Origin of the sequence: Micromonospora sp. BL4, assembly GCF_003667505.1 — a bacterium.
Taxonomy (GTDB): domain Bacteria; phylum Actinomycetota; class Actinomycetes; order Mycobacteriales; family Micromonosporaceae; genus Micromonospora.
In genome coordinates, this window is the sequence record NZ_RCVJ01000078.1 from 49,101 (window position 1) to 68,849 (window position 19,749).

23 protein-coding genes are annotated in these 19,749 nt (G+C 69.1%); 12 read left to right on the top strand and 11 right to left on the bottom strand.

The genetic code is table 11. The annotated features are described in order from the left end of the window. Positions 1 to 57 precede the first annotated feature (57 nt). Genes EAD89_RS06630 through EAD89_RS06640 form a run of 3 tightly spaced genes read right to left on the bottom strand, consistent with a single transcriptional unit; the run spans position 58 to position 1,873 of the window. Complete coding sequence (locus tag EAD89_RS06630; RefSeq protein WP_233578238.1) at positions 58 to 1,029, bottom strand: RNA polymerase sigma-70 factor; 972 nt, start codon at positions 1,027 to 1,029, stop codon at positions 58 to 60. Between the two features lie 17 nt (positions 1,030 to 1,046). Continuing rightward, a complete protein-coding gene (locus EAD89_RS06635; protein ID WP_121675102.1) occupies positions 1,047 to 1,409 on the bottom strand; it encodes a sigma factor in 363 nt (120 codons plus the stop codon). Between the two features lie 29 nt (positions 1,410 to 1,438). Further along, positions 1,439 to 1,873, bottom strand: a complete 435-nt coding sequence (locus EAD89_RS06640; protein ID WP_121657302.1) for a hypothetical protein — start codon at positions 1,871 to 1,873, stop codon at positions 1,439 to 1,441. A gap of 176 nt (positions 1,874 to 2,049) precedes the next feature. On the opposite strand from EAD89_RS06640, the gene EAD89_RS06645 reads away from it, so the two are divergent. From EAD89_RS06645 to EAD89_RS06675, 7 genes are all read left to right on the top strand, one after another. Next, positions 2,050 to 2,661, top strand: a complete 612-nt coding sequence (locus EAD89_RS06645) for a copper resistance protein CopC (protein WP_121675103.1) — start codon at positions 2,050 to 2,052, stop codon at positions 2,659 to 2,661. Positions 2,662 to 2,913: 252 nt separating this feature from the next. Continuing rightward, entirely contained in the window at positions 2,914 to 3,576 is a 663-nt protein-coding gene (locus EAD89_RS06650) for an SDR family oxidoreductase (protein WP_233578240.1), read from the top strand. Continuing rightward, positions 3,573 to 4,070, top strand: coding sequence for a hypothetical protein (locus EAD89_RS06655; protein ID WP_121675104.1), 498 nt, complete (start codon positions 3,573 to 3,575; stop codon positions 4,068 to 4,070). The genes EAD89_RS06650 and EAD89_RS06655 overlap by 4 nt, the downstream gene beginning before the upstream one ends. A 265-nt stretch (positions 4,071 to 4,335) precedes the next feature. After that, on the top strand, positions 4,336 to 4,749 hold the full coding sequence (locus EAD89_RS06660; protein WP_121675105.1) for a DUF6069 family protein: 414 nt from the start codon (positions 4,336 to 4,338) through the stop codon (positions 4,747 to 4,749). A 38-nt stretch (positions 4,750 to 4,787) separates the two neighbouring features. Continuing rightward, positions 4,788 to 5,141: a YciI family protein gene (locus tag EAD89_RS06665; RefSeq protein WP_121675106.1), complete on the top strand. Its 354-nt coding sequence runs from the start codon at positions 4,788 to 4,790 to the stop codon at positions 5,139 to 5,141. Between the two features lie 20 nt (positions 5,142 to 5,161). Then, positions 5,162 to 6,361, top strand: a complete 1,200-nt coding sequence (locus tag EAD89_RS06670; protein ID WP_121675107.1) for an RNA polymerase sigma factor — start codon at positions 5,162 to 5,164, stop codon at positions 6,359 to 6,361. Then, the gene (locus EAD89_RS06675; RefSeq protein ID WP_121675108.1) at positions 6,358 to 6,936 is read left to right on the top strand and encodes a dihydrofolate reductase family protein; all 579 of its coding nucleotides are present in this window, start codon (positions 6,358 to 6,360) and stop codon (positions 6,934 to 6,936) included. Before EAD89_RS06670 ends, EAD89_RS06675 begins: the two co-directional genes overlap by 4 nt. A 73-nt stretch (positions 6,937 to 7,009) precedes the next feature. Here EAD89_RS06675 and EAD89_RS06680 read toward each other — a convergent pair whose 3' ends face one another. Next, positions 7,010 to 7,765 (bottom strand): phosphotransferase family protein, encoded by a 756-nt coding sequence (locus EAD89_RS06680; RefSeq protein WP_199733422.1) that lies wholly within the window; start codon positions 7,763 to 7,765, stop codon positions 7,010 to 7,012. Positions 7,766 to 8,428: 663 nt separating this feature from the next. Between EAD89_RS06680 and EAD89_RS06690 the strand changes: the two genes are divergently transcribed. Further along, a complete protein-coding gene (locus EAD89_RS06690; protein ID WP_121675109.1) occupies positions 8,429 to 8,914 on the top strand; it encodes a hypothetical protein in 486 nt (161 codons plus the stop codon). Positions 8,915 to 9,106: 192 nt separating this feature from the next. Here the strand turns inward: EAD89_RS06690 and EAD89_RS06695 are convergent, their stop codons facing one another. Beyond that, on the bottom strand, positions 9,107 to 9,670 hold the full coding sequence (locus EAD89_RS06695; protein WP_121675110.1) for an SLATT domain-containing protein: 564 nt from the start codon (positions 9,668 to 9,670) through the stop codon (positions 9,107 to 9,109). 377 nt (positions 9,671 to 10,047) lie between these two features. Here EAD89_RS06695 and EAD89_RS06700 point away from each other — a divergent pair, with 377 nt between their 5' ends. After that, complete coding sequence (locus EAD89_RS06700; RefSeq protein WP_121675111.1) at positions 10,048 to 10,329, top strand: hypothetical protein; 282 nt, start codon at positions 10,048 to 10,050, stop codon at positions 10,327 to 10,329. 197 nt (positions 10,330 to 10,526) lie between these two features. Here EAD89_RS06700 and EAD89_RS06705 read toward each other — a convergent pair whose 3' ends face one another. After that, positions 10,527 to 10,787, bottom strand: a complete 261-nt coding sequence (locus EAD89_RS06705; protein ID WP_121675112.1) for a hypothetical protein — start codon at positions 10,785 to 10,787, stop codon at positions 10,527 to 10,529. Between the two features lie 226 nt (positions 10,788 to 11,013). Here EAD89_RS06705 and EAD89_RS06710 point away from each other — a divergent pair, with 226 nt between their 5' ends. Then, complete coding sequence (locus tag EAD89_RS06710) at positions 11,014 to 12,522, top strand: aminotransferase class I/II-fold pyridoxal phosphate-dependent enzyme (protein WP_158610721.1); 1,509 nt, start codon at positions 11,014 to 11,016, stop codon at positions 12,520 to 12,522. Positions 12,523 to 12,537: 15 nt separating this feature from the next. Here EAD89_RS06710 and EAD89_RS06715 read toward each other — a convergent pair whose 3' ends face one another. The 3 genes from EAD89_RS06715 to EAD89_RS06725 form a co-directional block, all read right to left on the bottom strand. Further along, positions 12,538 to 13,146 (bottom strand): trans-aconitate 2-methyltransferase, encoded by a 609-nt coding sequence (locus EAD89_RS06715; RefSeq protein WP_121675135.1) that lies wholly within the window; start codon positions 13,144 to 13,146, stop codon positions 12,538 to 12,540. 702 nt (positions 13,147 to 13,848) lie between these two features. Next, positions 13,849 to 14,325, bottom strand: a complete 477-nt coding sequence (locus tag EAD89_RS06720) for a tetratricopeptide repeat protein (protein ID WP_121675114.1) — start codon at positions 14,323 to 14,325, stop codon at positions 13,849 to 13,851. Beyond that, positions 14,292 to 16,760: a BTAD domain-containing putative transcriptional regulator gene (locus EAD89_RS06725; RefSeq protein ID WP_147458768.1), complete on the bottom strand. Its 2,469-nt coding sequence runs from the start codon at positions 16,758 to 16,760 to the stop codon at positions 14,292 to 14,294. The genes EAD89_RS06720 and EAD89_RS06725 overlap by 34 nt, the downstream gene beginning before the upstream one ends. A 185-nt stretch (positions 16,761 to 16,945) precedes the next feature. On the opposite strand from EAD89_RS06725, the gene EAD89_RS06730 reads away from it, so the two are divergent. Both EAD89_RS06730 and EAD89_RS06735 read left to right on the top strand, forming a co-directional pair. Next, positions 16,946 to 17,416, top strand: coding sequence for a phage holin family protein (locus tag EAD89_RS06730; RefSeq protein ID WP_121675116.1), 471 nt, complete (start codon positions 16,946 to 16,948; stop codon positions 17,414 to 17,416). An 83-nt stretch (positions 17,417 to 17,499) separates the two neighbouring features. Continuing rightward, positions 17,500 to 18,429, top strand: a complete 930-nt coding sequence (locus EAD89_RS06735; RefSeq protein WP_121675117.1) for a diacylglycerol kinase family protein — start codon at positions 17,500 to 17,502, stop codon at positions 18,427 to 18,429. Here the strand turns inward: EAD89_RS06735 and EAD89_RS06740 are convergent. Further along, positions 18,426 to 19,352, bottom strand: coding sequence for a 5'-3' exonuclease (locus tag EAD89_RS06740; protein WP_121675118.1), 927 nt, complete (start codon positions 19,350 to 19,352; stop codon positions 18,426 to 18,428). The genes EAD89_RS06735 and EAD89_RS06740 overlap by 4 nt on opposite strands. Before the next feature lie 58 nt (positions 19,353 to 19,410). Beyond that, positions 19,411 to 19,638, bottom strand: a complete 228-nt coding sequence (locus tag EAD89_RS06745; protein ID WP_121657323.1) for a hypothetical protein — start codon at positions 19,636 to 19,638, stop codon at positions 19,411 to 19,413. Positions 19,639 to 19,749 lie beyond the last annotated feature (111 nt).

Here is a 19,749-nt window from a genome sequence, read left to right on the forward strand (position 1 = left end):
ATCGCGGCGGTGCCAGCCGGACCGGGCTGCCCGTCGCTGTGTCACCGGTGACGAAGGTTACCGCTGGAACAGGGCCAGTTTCTGTGGGTTGAGGATGACCAGCACTCGTTCGATTCCGGCGGGGGAGGCCTCGATGGTGACCAACGCGACCGTTGTACCGGGCCGCGAGACGAGGATCGCGGCCTGGCCGTTCGATTCGACGATCTCCAGTGCGAGGTCGTGGCCGAACTTGCGCATCAGTCCCAGGATGTAACGCGCGACGTTGTCACGTCCGACGATGGGTACCTGGGCGGCTCGAACGATGCCGCCGCCGTCGGCGTAGGACGTGGCTGTTTCGGCGAGCAGCTCCTCGAGCCGGGTCAGCTCACCGGACCGGGCGGCGGCGAGAAAGGCACGCAGCAGGCGGTCGTGGTCGGCGTGGGCGACCCGATCGCGCCGCTGCTGGGCCAGGTGCGTACGGGCGCGTCGGCCGAGCTGCCGCGCGTACGCCTCACTGACGTCGAGAATCTCGCCGATCCGCCGGAAGGGGTAGTCGAACGCCTCGCGCAGCACGTACACCGCCCGCTCGGCCGGGGTGAGCCGTTCCAACAGAAGCAGCACGGCGAGTTCGAGTGACTCGTTGCGTTCGGCCTGCAGTGTCGGGTCGGCGGTGGTGTCGACGGGCTCGGGTAGCCACGGTCCGGGATACAGCTCACGTCGGGCGCGAGCCGATGTCGCGGCGTTCAGAGCGAGCCGAGAAGTCGTCGTGACCAGGAACCCGATCGGGTCCCGTACCTGGCTGCGATCGGTCTGCTGCCACCGGAGCCAGGCTTCCTGCACGACGTCCTCCGCCTCGGCGACACTTCCGAGCATCCGGTAGGCGATGCCGAACAGCCGCGGACGGACCCCGCCGAACACCCCCAACGCGCCGATCAGTGTCCCGTCTTCCCCTCGCTCCACCATGACCGCCCGCCTCGTCGCTTCTGTCCCTGACCATGCAGGTGAGCTCGAACCACCGCCGATATCGCTGCTGTCCGGGCACCAACGCATACCCGTGCGCGGCCGTACTACAGCATCGGCGCGTCGCGCCAGGCACCCCACCGCTGAGGCGGACGGTCCGCACCATGGAGGCGACCCGCTCGATCGGCGGTCTGGACACCGGCTCGGGGCGGCGACGATTCGAGCAGACCGATACAGATCCGCACGAGCGTGCCGACGAGCCAGGTGAAGGGGCTGTCGATGCCATCCTGTTGGTCGTCCGGCATCGTGTACCAGCCGGTGTACGCCTCCTGCACCGCGTGCTCGGCGACGTCGACCGAACCGAGCAGGTGATATGCGAGGTTCTTGAGGTGGTGTCGTTCGGCGACGACGACGCAGAACGCGCTGGGTAACGCGTTCGACCGACGTGGCGGGCGGGGTTCGGGAACCATCGGTTCTCCCAGTGGTTGACGCGGAAGGTTCAGTGGGCGGCCCGAGCCGAGGCGAAGCCGCGCCGAGCCGCTGAACGGTCGCGCAGCACCGTCAGGAGGATGATCACCAGGCCGACGAGCGCAACGGCCGCGTTTCCGGTGGTGAGGAGGATCGCCTCACCTACGGTCGCCCCCTCCATGTTCGTGAGGTGGTAGAAGAAATGTGGCACCGCGAAGACCGAATAGGCGCCCGCGGCGGGGATGACGAAATGGGCCTTGGGTTTGATCGCCGCGATGCCCAGTACCAGGGCGATCGCCAGTGATGCCGTGCCGAAGTCCCGCGCGTAGTGCTCGCTGAACGGCGGCGTGAGGTCCACTGTCGGGAAGTACGCGTAGAAGCCGGCCGGCCAGATCGCGTTCCAGGCCCCGACCACGAAATTGTCGACAAACAGGATCGCCAGTGCGATGCGGATGGTGATGGTCATGACTCATTGCTCCTTGCGCCGTCCTGCGGGTGGTGAGCCAGCGTCACCAGTACGGACCGAGCGGGCCTCCGATTCGTGACAGCTGGCCCAGCGGCTAGCTCTGCTGTCACGAATCGGGGGGCCACTCGGTCCACTTCCCAGATGCCGCGGTCGCTCGCGGCGGAGGGGAGCACGCCATGAAGAGAAGCGTCGCGGCGCCCGCGACCGGCGAATCAGCCACCGGTCGAGCGCCTCGCACTCGTCGTACCGTCGGATTGATCGTCACGGTCGTGCTTGCTGCCGGTCTCTCGCCGACGGTCACGCCCGCTCCCGCGTTCGCCCACGGCGCGAGGCATTCGATCACGCCGGCCGACGGCGCCGCGCTCGTGACCGCTCCGGAACGGGTCGAGGTGGCGTTTGCCGCCGACATCACGTCTGACAGCAGCATCACGATCGTTGACCACACGGGAACGAATTGGTCCCACGGTCGGCCAGCTGTCCACGGAGCGAGGCTGATTCATCAGGTGAAAGCGGGAATGCCTGACGGCGGGTACGAGATCAGCTGGCGAGCAACCTTCACCGACGGACACCCGGTAACCGGCACGGCGGAGTTCACTGTGGGAGCGGACACCGCGGCGGCCGCCGCAGCGAATCCTTTGCGTGCCCGGCTCACGCACGGCGGGGTCGTCGCGTTCTACGCCGCCGCAGGCGTCGTCGTACTCGCTCTCCTCCTCGCGATCATGACGCTCTCGCGCGGTGTCTACGCCGGCACCAGACGCGCGGCCACAGGTGAGAAATCCACGCTTTAGTGCGAGTTGCCTAGTTTGAACCTCGGTGAGAAGTCTCGGAGAGGTAGAACCATCAGTGACATCACAGCGGTTGATTTCTCTTTCACCCCGGCGCCCGGTCCGGGCGACGCACCTCTGCGGCGTTACGGCGAATCGGGAGGTGGCTCAGTGCGTATCGCGGTAGCTGGCGGGACCGGCTGGGTCGGACGTCTCGTCGTCGACGCCGTACGGGCTGCCGGCCACGAGCCGCTCATCCTCGCCCGCTCCACAGGCGTGGACCTGATCCGCGGTTCCGGGCTGGACGAGGCGCTGACCGGCGTACCGGTCGTGATCGACGTCAGCAACGTGTCGACGACCAACCGGAAGAAATCGGAAAACTTCTTTGGCACAGCGACAGGTAACCTGCTCACGGCAGGCCAGCGCGTCGGCGTGCGGCACCACGTCGCGCTGTCGGTTGTCGGCGTCGACCGGGTGAATTGGGGTTACTACGCGGGCAAACGACGCCAGGAGAAGCTCGTCCTGGACGGTGCGGTACCCGCGACAGTGCTCCGCTCGACGCAATTCCACGAGTTGGCCGCGCAGATGCTCGCCTCCGTCCCCGGCCCGATCGCAGTGGTACCCCAGATGCTCAGCCAGCCGATCGCGGCCCACGAGGTCGCTCACTGTCTCGTCGACCTCGCCCTGGCAGACCCGGCCGGCCGGGCGCCGGACATCGCCGGCCCACAACAGCTGCACATGCCGGACATGGCCCGCCGTCTGCTACGCGCCCGCGGAAGTCACCGCGTCGTCCTGCCCGTCCGGCTCCCGGGAGCTACCGGTCGAGCCATGGCCGGAGACGGCCTGCTGCCCACCGGCCCCGGCCCCCGAGGCAGACAGACCTTCGACCAGTGGCTGGCCAGCCCGGCAGCGCAAAGAACCATCGGGCGGACCCGGTGAGCGAAGGCCAGTCACCCGTCCCCGCCGCACCGCAGGTCGCGTCAACAGACGGACGGGGCTCCGCGCTGACCGCGCTGATCCGGATCGCCCTGGCCGTACTCTTCCTCGACGAACTCGTTGTCGGGTTCTGGAACCAGATCTTCCCCGAAAGCTTCTACAAAAACTTCCCGACCGTCACCCTCACCCCGCCGCTCAGCGAGCACTACGCGCGAGACTTCGGCGGAGCCACCCTCGGCCTGGCCGTCGTCCTCGGCATAGCGCTCGTCGCACCTCGAGCCGCGTTCACCATCCCCGCGGCGGCGGCATTCTCCACCTTCGCCATACCCCACTTCTTCTTCCACCTGACCCACCTCGACGACGCCACCGCTGGCGAGGCGGTCTTCCTCACGACCGCCAACGCCGTCGTCGCCCTGCTCGGCCTTCTCGTCATCGCCCTGACGCTCATCCGAGACGCCAGGCATCGCCGGTCCCAGGGCAGCGCCGCCAGCGGATGAGCGACTCGTAGCAGGGCTGACTGGAGGGCGCGGCGCAGCCGGCACCGTGGTGAAGTCGGGTCGTGCCGCGCGGCTCATCGAAGCCGAGAGAGGCGCGCGCGTATCGTCGGGGATCATCCGCGATGCCCGGGACTGCCTCGACGTGCGCCGGAGTCGAAAGTCTTCGAAAAGATCCGGGTGTGCTTGTCGATCGGCGTTGGTCCCGTTCGTAGCCCTGGTGAGAGCCCGGCATCCGAGACGGGCCACGCACCCGCTGGAGGGCACGATGACCACCACCGCGAACACGACCCGCGCCACCACGTCGACCTTCGCTGCGCTGATCGGAACCGGTGTCATCGCCGCGGTTGCCGCGAGCGCCGCCACCATGGCCGTCGCCGCAGTAGGCCACGCCGCAGGGATCAGCCTCGACCTGGACGGCGCACCGATCCCGGTGGCGGGGTTCGGTGTGCTGACCGTGGCCTTTTCGCTGATCGGCGTGGTCATCGCCGCGCTGCTGTCCCGTTTCGCTCGGCGCCCGCGGCGCACGTTCGTCCGCACGACGGTCGTGCTGACGGTCCTGTCGCTCGTGCCGGACGTGATCGCCGACGCCGGGACGGCCACCAAGGCGCTGCTGATGCTCACCCACCTGGTCGCGGCCGCGATCGTGATCCCCGCTGTCGCGCGTCGCCTGACCGCCTGACCTGTCGTCATCCCACCATCGACCACCGGAGGATCGTCATGAAGCAGTACCTGCTGTCCGTCCACTTCGTCGAGGGCGCGCCGGACCCGTCCGACGAGGAGATGCAGACCATGTTCAGGGAGACCGAGCGAATCAACGACGACATGCAGGCCGCGGGCGCCTGGGTCTTCGGCGGGGGACTCACGTCACCGGACAGCGCCACCGTCGTCCGGATCGAGAACGGCACCACCACCATGAGCGACGGGCCGTTCGCCGAGACGAAGGAACACATCGCCGGGTTCTGGGTCATCAGGTGCGCGGACCTGGACCAGGCGCTGGCCTGGGCCGAGAGGTGCGCGGCGGCCTGCGGTCCGGTCGAGGTGCGTCCCTTCGACGACCTGTCCCAGGCCTGACCAGGAGCCGGTCTCCCGACATGGACCTGGCGAGCATCTATCGCGCGGAGTACGGCCGCTGCGTCGCCACCCTGGCCCGCATCCTCGGTGACATCAACCTCGCCGAGGAGGCGGTCCAGGACGCCTTCACCACCGCGCTGGAGAAGTGGCAGACGCCGCCGCCGAACCCGGGCGCCTGGATCGTGACCACGGCACGCAACCGGGCCATCGACCGGCTCCGCCGCGAGTCGACCCGCGAGGCCCGGCACGCCCAGGCCCTCCTGCTGCATCAACAGGACGAGCCCAGAGAGGTGGGACCGGTGAAGGACGACCAGCTGCGACTCATCTTCACCTGCTGCCACCCGGCGCTCGCTCCCGACGCGCGCACCGCCCTCACGCTCCGCCTGCTCGGCGGCCTCGACGTGCCGGAGATCGCCCGGGCCTACCTGATCCAGGAGGCGACCGTCGCTCAGCGGATCGTGCGCGCCAAGAAGAAGATCCGGGACGCCGCCATCCCTTACCGGGTACCCGCCGAACATGAGCTGCCGGACCGGCTGCCGCCCGTGCTCACCGTGCTCTACCTGATGTTCAACGAGGGCTACGCGTCCACCGCCGGACCGCTGATCAGAACGGACCTGTGCACCGAGGCGGTCCGACTCGCCCGCGAGCTCGCCGCATTGATGCCCGACGAGCCGGAGGTCCTCGGCCTGCTCGCCCTGCTGCTGCTGACCGAGGCGCGCCGCCCCGCCCGGCTCGGCCCGACGGGCGAGCTGGTGCTGCTGGCCGACCAGGACCGGTCGCTGTGGAACCGGGTGCTCATCGCCGAGGGCCACGACCTGGTCCGCCGTTGCCTGCGGCGCGACCGGCCCGGCCCGTACCAGATCCAGGCCGCGATCAGCGCGGTGCACACCGACGGCGCCGCCACCGACTGGACCCAGGTCCTGGCACTCTACGACCAGCTCCTCGCGCTCGCGCCGACCCCGATCGTCGCGCTCAACCGCGCGGTCGCCGTCGCCGAGGTGCACGGACCGGCGGTGGCCCTCGCCGCGTTGGAGGACGTCGAACTTCCCGGGTACCACCGGCTGCCCGCCACCCGGGCCGAACTGCTGGCCCGGCTCGGACGCGACGCTGAGGCCGGAGCCGCCTACGACCAGGCCATGGCAATGGCCACCAACGAGACCGAACGTGCCTTCCTGCGGACCCGTCGTACCGAACTCACTCGCACGAGGAGAGCATCATGACCGCGACCTACACCTTCGACGTCTTCTCCAGCCTCGACGGCTTCGGCACCAGCAGCGGAAACTGGGGCGGCTACTGGGGTAAGCAGGGTCCCGAGCTGCTCAAGCACCGCCTCGCCGTGTACGGCGAGGAGCAGCGCATGGTCTTCGGAGCCAACACGTACCGGGTGTTCGCGCAGATGCTCGCCGCGAGCACCGAGGAGTCCGAGGTCCGTGACGCCTGGGTCACCCGGATGAGGAGCCTCCCCGCGACGGTGGTGTCGAGCACGCTCGACGGACCCCTCGACTGGCCGGACGCGACCGTCGTGAGTGGGGACGCCGTCGAGGTCGTCGCCCGGCTCAAGGAGGAGTCCGAGGTGCCCCTGCGATCGCACGGCAGCCTGTCGATGAACCGGGCGCTGATGGCCGCCGGTCTGGTCGACCTCGTCCAGGTGACGGTCTTCCCGGTGATCACCGGTCAGACCGGTACGGAGCCGATCTTCCAGGGGGCGGCCGACTTCGACCTGGAGTTGGTGGAGAGTCGGACCCTCGACGGTCGCTCCCAGGAACTCATCTACCGGCCCACCCTGCATGTCTGAGTCCTCCGTGAACCCGTCTGGGCAGCAACCGCTGACCAGCCGCCGGCCCCCGACGCCCCGCTTCTCCTCTCCGTCAGGTTCCCGAAGATGAGAGCGCCTCGGCGATCATTCGGTGGCCCTGGGCTTCGAATCGCTCGTCGCCAACGTGATACGCCCAGGCCGCGGTGCCGATCGCGGCGCGAACTCGTTCGCGGTGCCACGCGCCCGGCTCGCGGGGATCGGTCCCGTACCCGTCCAGAAAGGCTGCCTCGAGGTTCGGGTTGCGGCAGAAGTCCTGGGCGGCCAGCCGGGCGAAGTCCGTGGATGCGGGACGCATCGCCGCACGGCCGAAGTCGATGACGCCCACGACGCCGTGGTGGACGACCCAGTTCCGGGGCTGCCAGTCCCCGTGGGTGGGTACGAGGATCGCGGGCGGCGTCGGCCAGGTGGCGATTTCGGCGCGTAGTCGTTCCGCGATGGTCGCAGCGATTCGGTGTGGTCCGCTGAGCGACGCGAGTGACTTCTCGTTCTCGCGCCTTTCGTAGTCGTCGTCCGTGACGGGAGTCTGTGCGTGTAACAAGGCCAGCAGCTCGCCCGCCTGCCGATAGGTGGAGGTGTCGTCGGCCTGCTTGCTGCCGAGCACCAGTTCACCGGGCAGGTACCGGGTGATGAGCAGCTTCGCGTCCGCGCTGCCCTGCACCAGAGTCGGTGCGCGTCCCCTGTCGGTCCATGGGCGCAACCAGTTGAGATGGGCGTGGAGCTCTCGCTGGACGTGGTGGTCGTCGTCGCCGCCAGCCTTGACGATGAATCGTGATCCGGCGTGGGTCATCTCGAGGACAGTGGTCGCCACCAAGCCCAACTGTGGTCCCTCACGACCGTTGCGCCGGGAAGCCACTGGTCCACCAGTGCCCGCTGCTGCGGAGACAGGTTTCCGAGCGCAGATGTCACAGCCGGATAGTACGAGGTGAACGACCGGACCGGCCGAAAAGTTGGTCGCGGGCAGGACGCCGGCGCCCACGGCTCGGCGATACGTGCCGGTCAGGCCGGCGATGTTGTTGAGCGTGCGCGTGGACAGGGCGCGGGTCGGTGGAGCGGAACGGGCAAACCGAGATGCGGTCACAGCCTGCAGGACTGCTGGCAGACTGACGCGCTCGTACCCGGAGGAGAGGCACGGCAAAGCTCATCTATTCGATGACCACCTGGCTCGACGGCTACGCCAAGGCGGCCGAGGGCGACCTCGGCACCGGGACCGACGATCAGGAGGGTGCAGCTCGCCGGAGCCACATGATCAGGCATTCGCATCTGTCGGTGACAGTGCGTTCGAATCACTCACTGCGCCACCTATCGGAGTAGGCCGATCGTCTGACATGTGCCGTACGATCATTCAGGCGCCTCACCAAATTGACGTAGCACTGAGCCGGAACACGTGATCCCGGCCGCCGCTATTTGCATGGGACCATGCGAGTGATCCAAAGTGCAGCGCATCTATTAAGGCGACGCCAGTGGAGGAGCGATGAGCACACGCAGCGTTCAGCATGAAGAGAGCAACTGGGGCAGTCGCTTTATCGAGGGGGCCCTCTATCCTTTCGCGCAGGTTGCAGCTCCTGGTCTCCTACTCATCCTCATGATCTGGTTCGTAACGCGAGGGTTCGCAGAGGGCGTGGGGGACGGCGTTCGGAGCTTCGCGGGCGTCTTGCTTCCGCTAATGGCCCTTACATTCCTCGTGAAGACCACGCAGGGGTCGGAGCGAGATCCAAAGTCAGGCATCATGGCTATTCCATCCTGGGCGTCGTTTCTGGCAATGCTGATAATTGCGGGCGTTACGCTGCAACTCCTTTCTGTATCAACGACGATACCGATCGTGGAACTTGTTGTATCGGCCGCTTTCTCTATCATTACCTTCATGCGTACCTCGCGGACCCACTACGTCTCTTACTGCCTGGGGACGGTTCTGGGTGCCCTCGGCTACCTGGTGCTGTTCGGCGTACCTTCGCTGTAGTGACTCGCGCAGGCACCGATCGATCGACTGAGCGGATGGCGGCCCGGCTGCAACGAGGTCCTCGCAGCGCGACAACCTCAGGACAACCGTCGCCCAGCGGTTCCAACGGGCAGGGCTGGACGCTGCGATTTGGCAGGACCGTCGGCCGGGTCCGGTCACAATCGGCCGCGTCCATCCGCGACGACGCAAGGGCTATTCGGCTCCTGCTCGGGAAATAGCGCTGCCGGGCTGTTGGGCGTCGCCCTGCCGTCTAAATTCGACCCACTGCCGACTAACGTCCGCCCAAATCTGTTGCTGATCAAGAAAGAATCGATCTAGGCGCTCACGGGTGACCTGGTCCGACGGATTAGTTACGAGGAGATAGTCGATCTCGTCACGCAAGCGGTTGAGGCGGTAGCGCGTCTCTTCCATCAGAATCCACCGCGATCGCCAGTTGTGGAACAATTCGAGTGATCCCAGCAGTGTTACCACTGCGACCATCGGCAACGCGATCGTTGCGTTGAACGGGATCTGCGGGATTCCTAGGACGACAGTCGATAAGGCGGTTAGCCCCAGCGAGAGCCCTTTGGACCATGTGGAGCGACGACGGAAGCGTGTCTTTCGCGAATCCGCCCATTCCATATCGGCCGAAACAAGCTCTCGGAAGGTCGTAAGAGCCTCCGTCAAGGGCAAGCCCGCCCGGCGGCCGGCCAGGACCAGGAGCCCTTGCTCGGAAGCTACCGTCTGTTCATTTACGCGCACGCGTTGCCGGTTCATCGTCTAATTCAGGCAAGGCGACAGGCGTTCAGAGCGCTACTGCGGGAAATCCGACAGTTCAGGGACGAAGTTCTCGTTGGAGCCACAAGATCGAACATCCGCTCATGCCGCAAGGTGTGCGCCGAAGAGAGACGGACGCCGAGCATGCGCGACCGCGACGAGAATGGCTGCCCGCAGTGGCAGGGCTGCTTCGAGCAGCCGAGTTGAAGACAGGGGCGGCGAGGGTGACCACCAAGATTGTTCAACTGTGGGGCCGAGGGTCTCGCGCCCGGGTGGGACGGCCTCTACCGGGCGGACGGCTCTGCACGCGCGGTTGAACTGAGCGGCGGGCGCGGCTGGACGGGTTCGAGCTCTGCCCGCCGCTCGACCTGGACGCCATGTTCGAGGAGGAGCCCGACAACCTAACCCACGTCGACATCCTTCGCGGCGCGGATGTTCTCCTAGCGAACGGTTCCGGTTACCTGTGCGGCGGTGACGGAGCCCACGGCTCTGACGGCTTCCTCGCCCGGCTGGACAAGGACCGCAATCTGATGTGGATCGTGGTGCTGACCGACTCCAACCCCTTCGAGAAAGCGGAGGCGCGTGGCTCACTGGCCAGGTTCACCAACAACCTGGGCAACTCGGTGACGGTCGACCTCGACCATCCCGACTTCGCCTGAGCCTCAGTCGCATCGGCAACGGGCCGGGAGCAGGCCCCGAGTGCCGGACGCTGCTGCTGGGCCATTCATCCCGTCTAGGGCGACGGCGGCGATGCGGAACGCGGGGGTCAGTGCCAACCAGATCTCGTCGGCTAGTTGCTCCCCGTCGTGCGCATCACGCGCTCATCCAAACTCATGGCGCGGTGCAGGCGTAGCCCTTACTCGTAGAAGCATCCGGCGTGCAGGGCGTCCGCGAACAGTTGCCAGGTCGGTTGTGCCGGGAGAGGGTGGCCGGCGCGCTTCTGGAGACGGCTTCGATCCTGTAGATACGCCGCGCATGCCTCCAGGTAGCGGTCGGTGGTCATGTTCTCGACGGCGTCTGGATCGCGGGCGACATCGTCGGCTATCCACCGAAGCCACGTAACCAGGTCGTCCAGGCTCTCGACGCGCTTCCGCGGGCGAGTGTCGTCCTCGGTCATTGCCGCCTTCCCTGTCTCCGTCAGTCCGCGGTCTGCGCGACGCGCGCCGCTCGGTGCCGAGCGTGTGACCGCTCGGCGTTCCTTGATGCTCCCCGGTGCTTCCGTGATCCGCTGAGGGCTTGGCAAAGGCAGGAGGCGGCCGTCGAGACGTCGGCCACGCTCTGGGGACGAGCGGGGCGGCGGCGTGGGCGAACGCCAGGACATGATCCAAACTATCCTCCGGGTCATGACTTCGATCTCACCCGACGGGCGCGGCGTCGACTCGGCCCTGGACCCGTCGGCGGAGCAGATCCGGGACATGGGTGGCCGCGCCGTCGAGTGGATCGCGGCCCACCATGACTCGATCCGGGACCTGCCGATCAGCCCGCGCACCTCCGCTGCCGTGTTGAAGGAGCTGCTCACAGAGCCGCTGCCCGCCGAGGGCCGTGACTTCGCGGACCTGCTGCGGGTCTTCCGAGAGGTGGTCGTGCCCGGCAGCCGGCACAACGGGCATCCCCGCTTCTTCGGGTACGTCTCGGCGCCGGGTTCCGCCGTCGCCGCGGTGGCCGACCTCCTCGCGTCGACGCTGAACGCGAATGTGGTCGCGTGGCGGTCGGCACCGGCTCCGACCGAGCTGGAGCACGTGGCCATCGACTGGATCAAGGAGGCCCTCGGCTGTGACCCGGGTGCCGGAGGCCTTTTCATGAGTGGTGGCTCGATGGCCAACTTCACCGCGCTCGCCGCCGCCCGACACCGCCACTGCGGCGACGCGGTCGCCACCCACGGTATGGCCGCCCACCCGGCGCCGCTGCGCGTCTACGCCTCCACCGAGACCCACCACTCGATCCACAAGGCTGCCGCGCTGCTCGGTATCGGGCGGACCAACGTCCGCGAGATTCCGGTCGACGCCCATTTCCGAATGGACGTCGACGCCCTCGTCAGCGCCATCGCGGAGGACCGGGCCGCCGGTGCGGAACCGTTCTGTGTGGTGGCGAACGCCGGCACCGTCGTCACCGGCGCGGTCGATCCGCTGGCCGACATCGCGGTGGTCGCACGGGAGCACGGGCTCTGGATGCACGTCGACGCGTGCTACGGCGGCTTCGCGCGGCTCGCCCCCTCGGCCCGGCCGCTCTTCGACGGCTTGTCGGAGGCCGATTCGATCTCCCTCGACCCGCACAAGTGGCTCTACCTGCCTGCGGACTGCGGCTGCCTCATCTACCGCGACCCCGAGGCGGCACGGCCCGCTTTCAGCATGGACGCCCACTACACCCGGGTCATGGAGACCGAACCGGCCGAGGCCTTCGCCTTCTGGGACTACGGCCCCGACCTGTCCCGGCGATTCCGGGCGCTCAAGGTCTGGATGACGCTGGCACACGCCGGTTCGCAGACTGTCAGCGATGCGATCGAGAGCAACCTCGACTGCGCCCGTCACCTGGCCGAGCTCGTCACCGACAGTGTCGACTTCGAGCTGCTCGCCCCGGTCGAACTTTCCATCTTCTGCTTCCGTTACCTGCCTCCGGGCGCGCGAGCCGGCTCGCGCTCGCAGGCCGATGAGGAGCACCTCGACCGCCTCAACGAACGGATCATGGTGACGCTGCAGCAGGCCGGCAGCTCGTACGTGTCGAACGCGACCATCAACGGCCGCTTCGCGCTGCGCGGATGCGTGGTCAACTACCGCACCACCCGGCGTGACATGCAGATCCTGCTCGACGACGTGCGCCGCGCCGCCGCGCAGGCGATCGAGGAGATGCGCTGACGCCACGACCTCGGCTCAGCCCTCGGCTGCGGTCGCCGCGATGGCGGCGTGCGGCCGATGAGTGTCGTCGCTGAGCCGCGGCAGGCGCTCGACTTCCGTGAAGCCGGCTCGCGTCAGTCGCTCGGAGACCTCGTCGAGGGGCCAGCGATAGGCGGTCGCGACCTTGTGATCGAAGGCGTCGACCTCGTCGCCGACGAAGAGACCGAGCACCAGCGTTCCGGACGGGGCCATGGCTCGCCGGAACCGGGTGAGCACGCCGTCGAACTGCTGCGGCGGTAGGTGGATCAACGAGTACCAGGCCAGGATGCCGGTGACGGAGTGGTCGGGGATGTCCAGGTCGTCCATCGACCCGAGTTGGTACCTGCCGCTCGGGTGGGTCGCGCGCGCGTGGGCGATGAACTCGGGGACCATGTCGACACCCGTTGCGTCGACGCCCAGGGAACGAAGGTAATCGGTGATGTGGCCAGGCCCGCAGCCGAGGTCGAGCACCGTGCCAGGTCGGCCCGCCAGATGTCGCGCGATGAAGGCGAGGTCGTCGGCGTGCACCTGCTGGCTCGTGCCGAACAGTTCGATGTAGAGCTCCGCGACGGAGGCGTACGCCTGCCGGACCTGTTCCAGTTTCACCGCCTGACTATAAGAGCTCTCGGATCGGGCAGAGCCGACTATCGCGGGCTCACGACGGTCAGCAAGGACGGCCGAGTCCTCGACCGCGGCCAGGGCGTGCCGCTGGGGCGGGATCGTGACGTGATCGCCGTCCCTGCCCTCCCACTCCTCGGTCGAGGTGGCGAGGCGGACGTGGCCGCGTAGCACCAGCAAGGTCGCCTCGCCCGGGCTGCCGCGGTGCGAACGGGCTGACCCGCGAAGACGGCACGTGGAAGCAGGACGACTGCCGAGGATCAGGCCCCACCCAGGGAGAAGGTGGGGCCTGACGATGCGCACAAGCCGAGCGGGGAACTCCGCGTCACAGTTCCTTGAGCAGGTGGTACTGGGAACCCGCCCGGCTGCACTGGTAGTTGCGGTCCGTCTGCGGGCGCAGGAAGCCCGCGTGGAATACGCAGGCGCTGGGACTTCTGCTTCTCGTTCCGCCTGGCATCTTCAGTCTCCGTTCTCCTGGTGCATTGCTTGCGTGAATGCGCCGGCGACCCCGGGCCCGAGCGCAGCCGCGCACCCCCGTCTGTCTCGTACGGATGCCACGGTCTCCCTCCCAGGTGCCTTGGTTGGCTACTGATGTCGCAGTCTCCCAGCAGGATGTTGGCTCGATGTTGGCCGAAGTGCGGAGGACGTCACCGGCTCTCGCGTCAGCGACCGAGGATCTCGACGCAGGCGCTACGCCGGCGACTGTCCTGCGGTGGTGTCGGAGAGCAACTCGGACAGCCGCGCGCGCATCTCGTCGAGGCGACGGTCGCCCAGGGGTTCGAGGATCGTGACGGCTTCCTGCAGGGCTGCGACGGCGGCCGGAAGGTCCCGTCGGGCTGCGGCGACATCGGAGCATCCGTGCAGCGCCCAGGCTTCCCGCATACGGTCGCCGGTGCTCCGGGCCAGCCGGACCGCTGTGTCGTAGTGGTGTCCGGCCTGATCAAGGTTGTTCTGAAGGAGGTGCAGCCGGCCGAGATTGGTGTGGACGCTCGCCGACAGCCAGTCCCGGTTGCCGGACCGCTCGGCGGCCGACAACGCCGACGTGTAGGCGTCGAGTGCCTCCTGCTGGCGGTTGGCGCGTCGGTGCAGGTAGCCAAGGTTGAGTTCGACCTTGAAGGTGAGATCGGGGTCGTTCAGCCGGGTCGCGAGATCCCGCGCCCGCAGCAGCGGGGGAGTGCCTCGTCAAGCTCTCCGCTGTCAGCCAGCATCGCACCCAGGCTCGCCTCGACGTCGGCCCTGCCGGCCGGGTCGCCGCTGTGCCCGAAGAGTGCGATGGCGCGCTCGTACGCGGCGCGGGCCTCGGTACGTTGCAGCAGAAGGCTGTGTGCGACGCCCAGGCTTCCACGCAGGATGGCCTCGCCGGTGCTGCTGCCGGCCAGGACGGCGGAACGGATGCCCTGCTCGATCACGGCGATCCAGGTGTCGCGGGGCGCCCGGCGTTGCAGCCAGCCGCGTATGTTGACGGCGAGGGGCCAGGCCAGATCAGGGTGGGTCCGGACGTGCTGGGCGATCAGCCCGATGATCGTGTCGGCCTCCGTGTCGACCCAGCTCACAGCTGCGACCGTCTCGGTCAGGTCCGGCAGGAAGAGATACCGCGGGTCGGGGACGGCAGCACCGTCAGCTCCGCCTGCCGTGGGCCGGATGCGGTGCTGTGCTTGGCGGGTTGCGTGCCCGTACCAGCGGAGCAGTTCCCGTTCGGCGGCCGCGCGATCGGTCGAGGTGTCTTCGAGCTGGCCCTGCTGACGGGCGAACATGCGGGTCAGCTGATGAAGGCTGACCCGGCCGTCGACTTCGACCGTGACGAGATTGGCCGCGGCGAGCCTGTCGATCAGGTCCGTCAGGACGGCGCCGCAGGAGATGCCGGCCACTGCGGCTGCGGCGCCGCGCGGAACGGCATGGGTGTCCACCAGTCCGAGGTGGCGCAACAGCCGACGTGCCGGTGCGGCCAGCCGCCGGTACGACACCGCGATGACGGCCCGCACGCTCGCATCGCCATCGGTGGTGGTGAGCCGGGCGAGCCGGGTGCGCTCATCGTGCAGGGCCGCGACGAGGGCGTCCGGTCGGGCTCCCAGCCGCAGGTGGGCTCCCACGATCCGGATGGCCAACGGCATCCCGTGGCACAGCTCCACCAGCGTACGGATGTCGCCGGTCGCGGAGCCGGACATCCCGGCGGTCGCTTCGAGCAGAGCGGTCGCCGGCTCGACGTGCAGCGGGTTGAGCACCAGGAGGTGAGTCCCTTCGCGGGCGACGAGCCCGTCCAGCCGGTTCCGGCTGATGATGACCAGCATGCTGTCGCCGGCGCCGGGAAAGAACGGCCGGGCCTGCCGGGCGCTGCCCACGTTGTCCAGGACCAGCAGCACCGTGCGGCTGGACAGCAGCGAACGCAGCTGCGCGGCGCGTGTCTCCGCCTGCCGAGGCACGTCGTCGGGGGCGATGCCGAGATCGACGAGGGCCCTGGCCAGTGCCACCGTCGCGGGAACGTCGTTGTCGAGATCGAGGTAGAGCTGCCCGCCGGGAAAGCTCTGTCGGTTCTGATCTGCCCAGTGCGTGACCAGCGCTGTCTTGCCCATGCCACCGGACCCTGTGACGACCACCGAGCCGCTCGGACGCTGACCGGATCGGGATTTCGCGTGCTCGGCGTCGAGGACGCCGAGCTCGTCGTGCCGCCCGACGAAGTTGCTGGGTGGGACGGGTAGCTGCGCCGGCCGGACCGCGGCAGGAGCGACGGAGGGTGCGACCGCAGGCGTGGGGCCCTGCAGGATCGCGGTGTACAGCTGCCGCAGGCGCGTGCCCGGGTCCGCTCCGAGTTCGTCGGCGAGGATGCGCCTGGTCCGTTCGTAGACGGTCAGCGCCTCGGCGCGACGGTCGCTGCGAACGAGCGCCAGCATCAGCTGCGCCTGGAGGCGCTCGCGCAGCGCGTTCTCGGTGGCCACGGCCGACAGCTCGGCGCACAGGTCGCGGTGCAGTCCGAGACTGAGTTCGATGTCGACGCAGCTCTCGTAGGCGGTCAAACGCTGCTCGCTCAGGCGGTTGGCTGCCGCCCGTACGAGATCGGTGTCGGCGGCGCCGTGGTAGGCGTCCGTTCCCCGCCACAGTCGCAGCGCCGCCCGGTGGCATTCGCGCGCCTCGGCGAACCGCCCCTGCGCCTCGTCGCGCGCCGCCGCATCGACCAGAGCGACGAACTCGTCGGCATCCACCTCGTGACCGGCCAGCCTGATCCGGTAGCCGCCGGTCGCGCGAATGATCGATCCAGGGCCCACGGTACGACGCAGATGATGGACGAGGACGCGCAGAGCCCCGTGCTTGTTGTCGCTGGGGTCGCGACCCCACAGGGCTTCCAGCAACGTGCTGTCGGCGACCGTCCGTCCACCGGCGGCGAGGAGGCAGGCGAGCACCACCTCATGTTGACGCCCGCCGACCGGCACCACTGATCCGGACGTGTCGACGGCTCGCAGTGGCCCCAGGACTTCGAACCGCATGGATTCCTTCTTCGGTCGCGAGCGGTGTGGGACCCGACGATCGTGGCACGGCGGGCAGCACTCAGCGATCCACCCGAAAGATAGACATCGCCCATTGGCAGTGGTGCTGCGCCCACCGGACAAAATGAGAAATCAGGACAGACATCGCCGCACCGCAGGAGCCGCGCAGCGTTCAGCCCAGTGGCCTGCGCCGGGAGGTGGGAGGGGCGCGGCTGCACCTCGACGGCGGGCAGCGAACGGCAGACGGCGGGTATGGCGGTGGCGTTTGCGGGTAAGCGGCCGCCCGCAGCGAGCGGAGGGGGCGACCGATGAGTGACCCGGCGACGCAAGGGTCCGGAGGACCCGGACCAGCGGTCAGCCCGACCGAGCGGTTGGCAGCGGATGTGGCCGAGGTGGTGCGTGCGGAGGTCCGGGAGATGCGCACCCAGGTGATGACCGTGGCACGGCCGACCGGAGTCGGCCTGGCGCTGCTCGCCACGGCCGGGGGATGTCTCGTCCTGGGCGCCGGGGCGGCCTCGGCAACCGCGTTGCGCCTGCTGGAGACCTTTCTGCCCCGCCGGCTGGCCACCGCGGGGCTCACCGGGGGCTACCTCGTCGCCGCCGTTGTGCTGGCACGGGCAGGACTGCGACAGCTGCGGGCGGCTGGAGGTGGCTCGGCCTGGCTGGCGGACGAGGTGCAGGATGCCGTGGCCACCACCGCGAGTCGGGTGGTGCCGGCCGGTGCCGCCGCCGTTCGGGACGAGCTCGACCAGTGGGGCTCCGGCCGGCCGGACCGCTGACGTCGACCTGCGCGGCGGCGACCGCCCCGCTCGGTGGCGAAGGTCAGATCTCGGATGACCATCCGACGATAGGCTCCGGGCCTATGCGGACGAAGCCGGAGCTGAGCGATGCCATCCGACGGGAGCGGCGCGCGGCGCTCGTGGTCAACACCCACTCCCGCCGCGGTCGCCGGCTCTATGAGCACGCTCGGGATCGGCTCACGTCCGCCGGCTTCAAGCTTCTGGCCGCGTACCCGGTCGACCAGCCTGCCGAACTCGAACAGAGCCTCGCCGCCGCCGCCGGCCTCGGGCCGGACCTGCTGATAGCGGGCGGTGGCGACGGCACGATCAGCACCGCCGCACGCCTGCTCGCGCACCGCGACATCGCGCTCGGTCTGCTGCCACTGGGTACCACCAACAACTTCGCGCGCACCGTGGGCGTCCCGCTCCCCCTCGACGCGGCCGTGGCGGTCCTCGCCGACGGCAAGGTGATCGACGTCGACCTCGGGCTCGTGGGTGGCATGCGGTTCACCAACCACGTGGGCGTCGGCCTGTCCGCCGACGTGGCGCTCCGCACGCCGCCCCGCCTCAAGCGGGCCACCGGCCGGCTCGCGTACCCGGCCACGGCGCTGACGCTGCTGACCCGGCACCGTCCGCTGCGTGCCGTGGTGCGTGCGGAGGGGCGGGAGCACGAGTTCGTCACCCACCAGCTGTACGTGGCGAACGGCGGCTTCCACGCCGGCCGGCCGATCACCGCGGACGCGGATGCCGACGACCGGCTCCTGGTCGCCTATCCGGTCGGCGGCCGGCCCCGCCGTGAGCTGCTGCGGGAGACGGCCCGCAACGCCGCGACCGGGCACCGTCGTACGCTCGGCGACGAGCCGTTCCTCGCCGTCCGCCAGCTCTGGCTGGAGACCGACCGACCCGCGCCCGTGGAGGTCGACGGCGAGCTGCACGGCGAGACCCCGATCCGGATCGGCCTGGATCCCAACGCGCTACGCATCATGGCTCCCGCCCACAGCCCGGACCGTTAGGCCTCGGCGCGGGCGGCGAGGGCGTCCACCAGCCGGCGGGCCGAACCGGCCAGATTCCACGTGCCGGCCAGCTCGAGTAGCCGGTCCGGGTCGGCGGGGGTGGTCGGCAGCGCGGTGGGCAGCTCCGGCAGCGGCACGTCCAGCGCGACGCGGACCACTGTCGGCGCGACGGCCAGGTAGTCGCGGGCGGCGGCCAGCTTGGCCCGCAGGCCCGGTGCGAAGGCCGAGTCCGAGTCGTCCAGGGCGGCCAGGATGCCGGCGATGCTGCCGTACCGCTCGATGAGCCGCGCGGCGGTCTTCTCGCCGACGCCCGGCACCCCGGGCAGCCCGTCGCTGGGGTCGCCGCGCAGCGCGGCGAAGTCGGCGTACCGGTCGGCCGGCACCCCGTAACGGACCCGCACGGCCGCGTCGTCGCAGTCGTCGAGCTTGGCCACACCGCGCCCGACGTAGAGCAACCGGACCGGCCGGGCGTCGTCGACGAGCTGGAACAGGTCCCGGTCGCCGGAGACCACCTCCACCGGGCCCGGCTGGGTGACCGAGAGGGTGCCGAGCACGTCGTCGGCCTCGTAGCCGGTCGCGCCGACGGAGGTGATGCCGACCGCGGCCAACACCTCCAGGATCATCGGCACCTGCGGGGAGAGCGTGTCCGGCACGACCTCGCCGCCCTGCGGAGCCACCCGGTGCGCCTTGTACGACGGCAGCAGGTCGACGCGCCACGCCGGACGCCAGTCGTAGTCGAGGGCGCAGACCATCCGGTCCGCGCCGCGCCCGCGGATCAGGGTGGCGAGCATGTCGAGGAAGCCGCGCACCGCGTTGACCGGGGTGCCGTCCTCGGCCCGGGCGGCGGATTCCGGGATGCCGAAGTAGGCCCGGAAGTAGAGGCTGGGTGCGTCGATCAGCAGGATCGGGGATCGGTGTGCCACGCCCGACAGCCTGGCACAGCCGTCCGACGATCAGGGGTACACCCGGCCGCCGTCCGCGTCAGCGTCGGTCGTCGTGTCGGTAGACGGTCTCCCGTCGGGCCAGGTACTGCACGGCGTAACTGGCCACCAGCAGCAGGATCGCGACGAGCACCTCGACCCAGGCCGCGACGCCGTCGGCCACGGTGAGGCCGATGATCAGCAGGACCAGGCCGGCGAGCGCGAGGACCCCGGCCCACAGTTGCCGGCGTCGGCGCGTCGCCGCCCGGTCCGCCTCGTTCGCTGCCACGTCGGTCCTCCCGGTCGCGGCGCCCGTGCGGGCGCCCCGGACCCAGGCTATGACCCCCGGGGCCGTCCGACCGGGCAAACCGTGGTGCGGCACAGGCCCGACCGGCGCAGA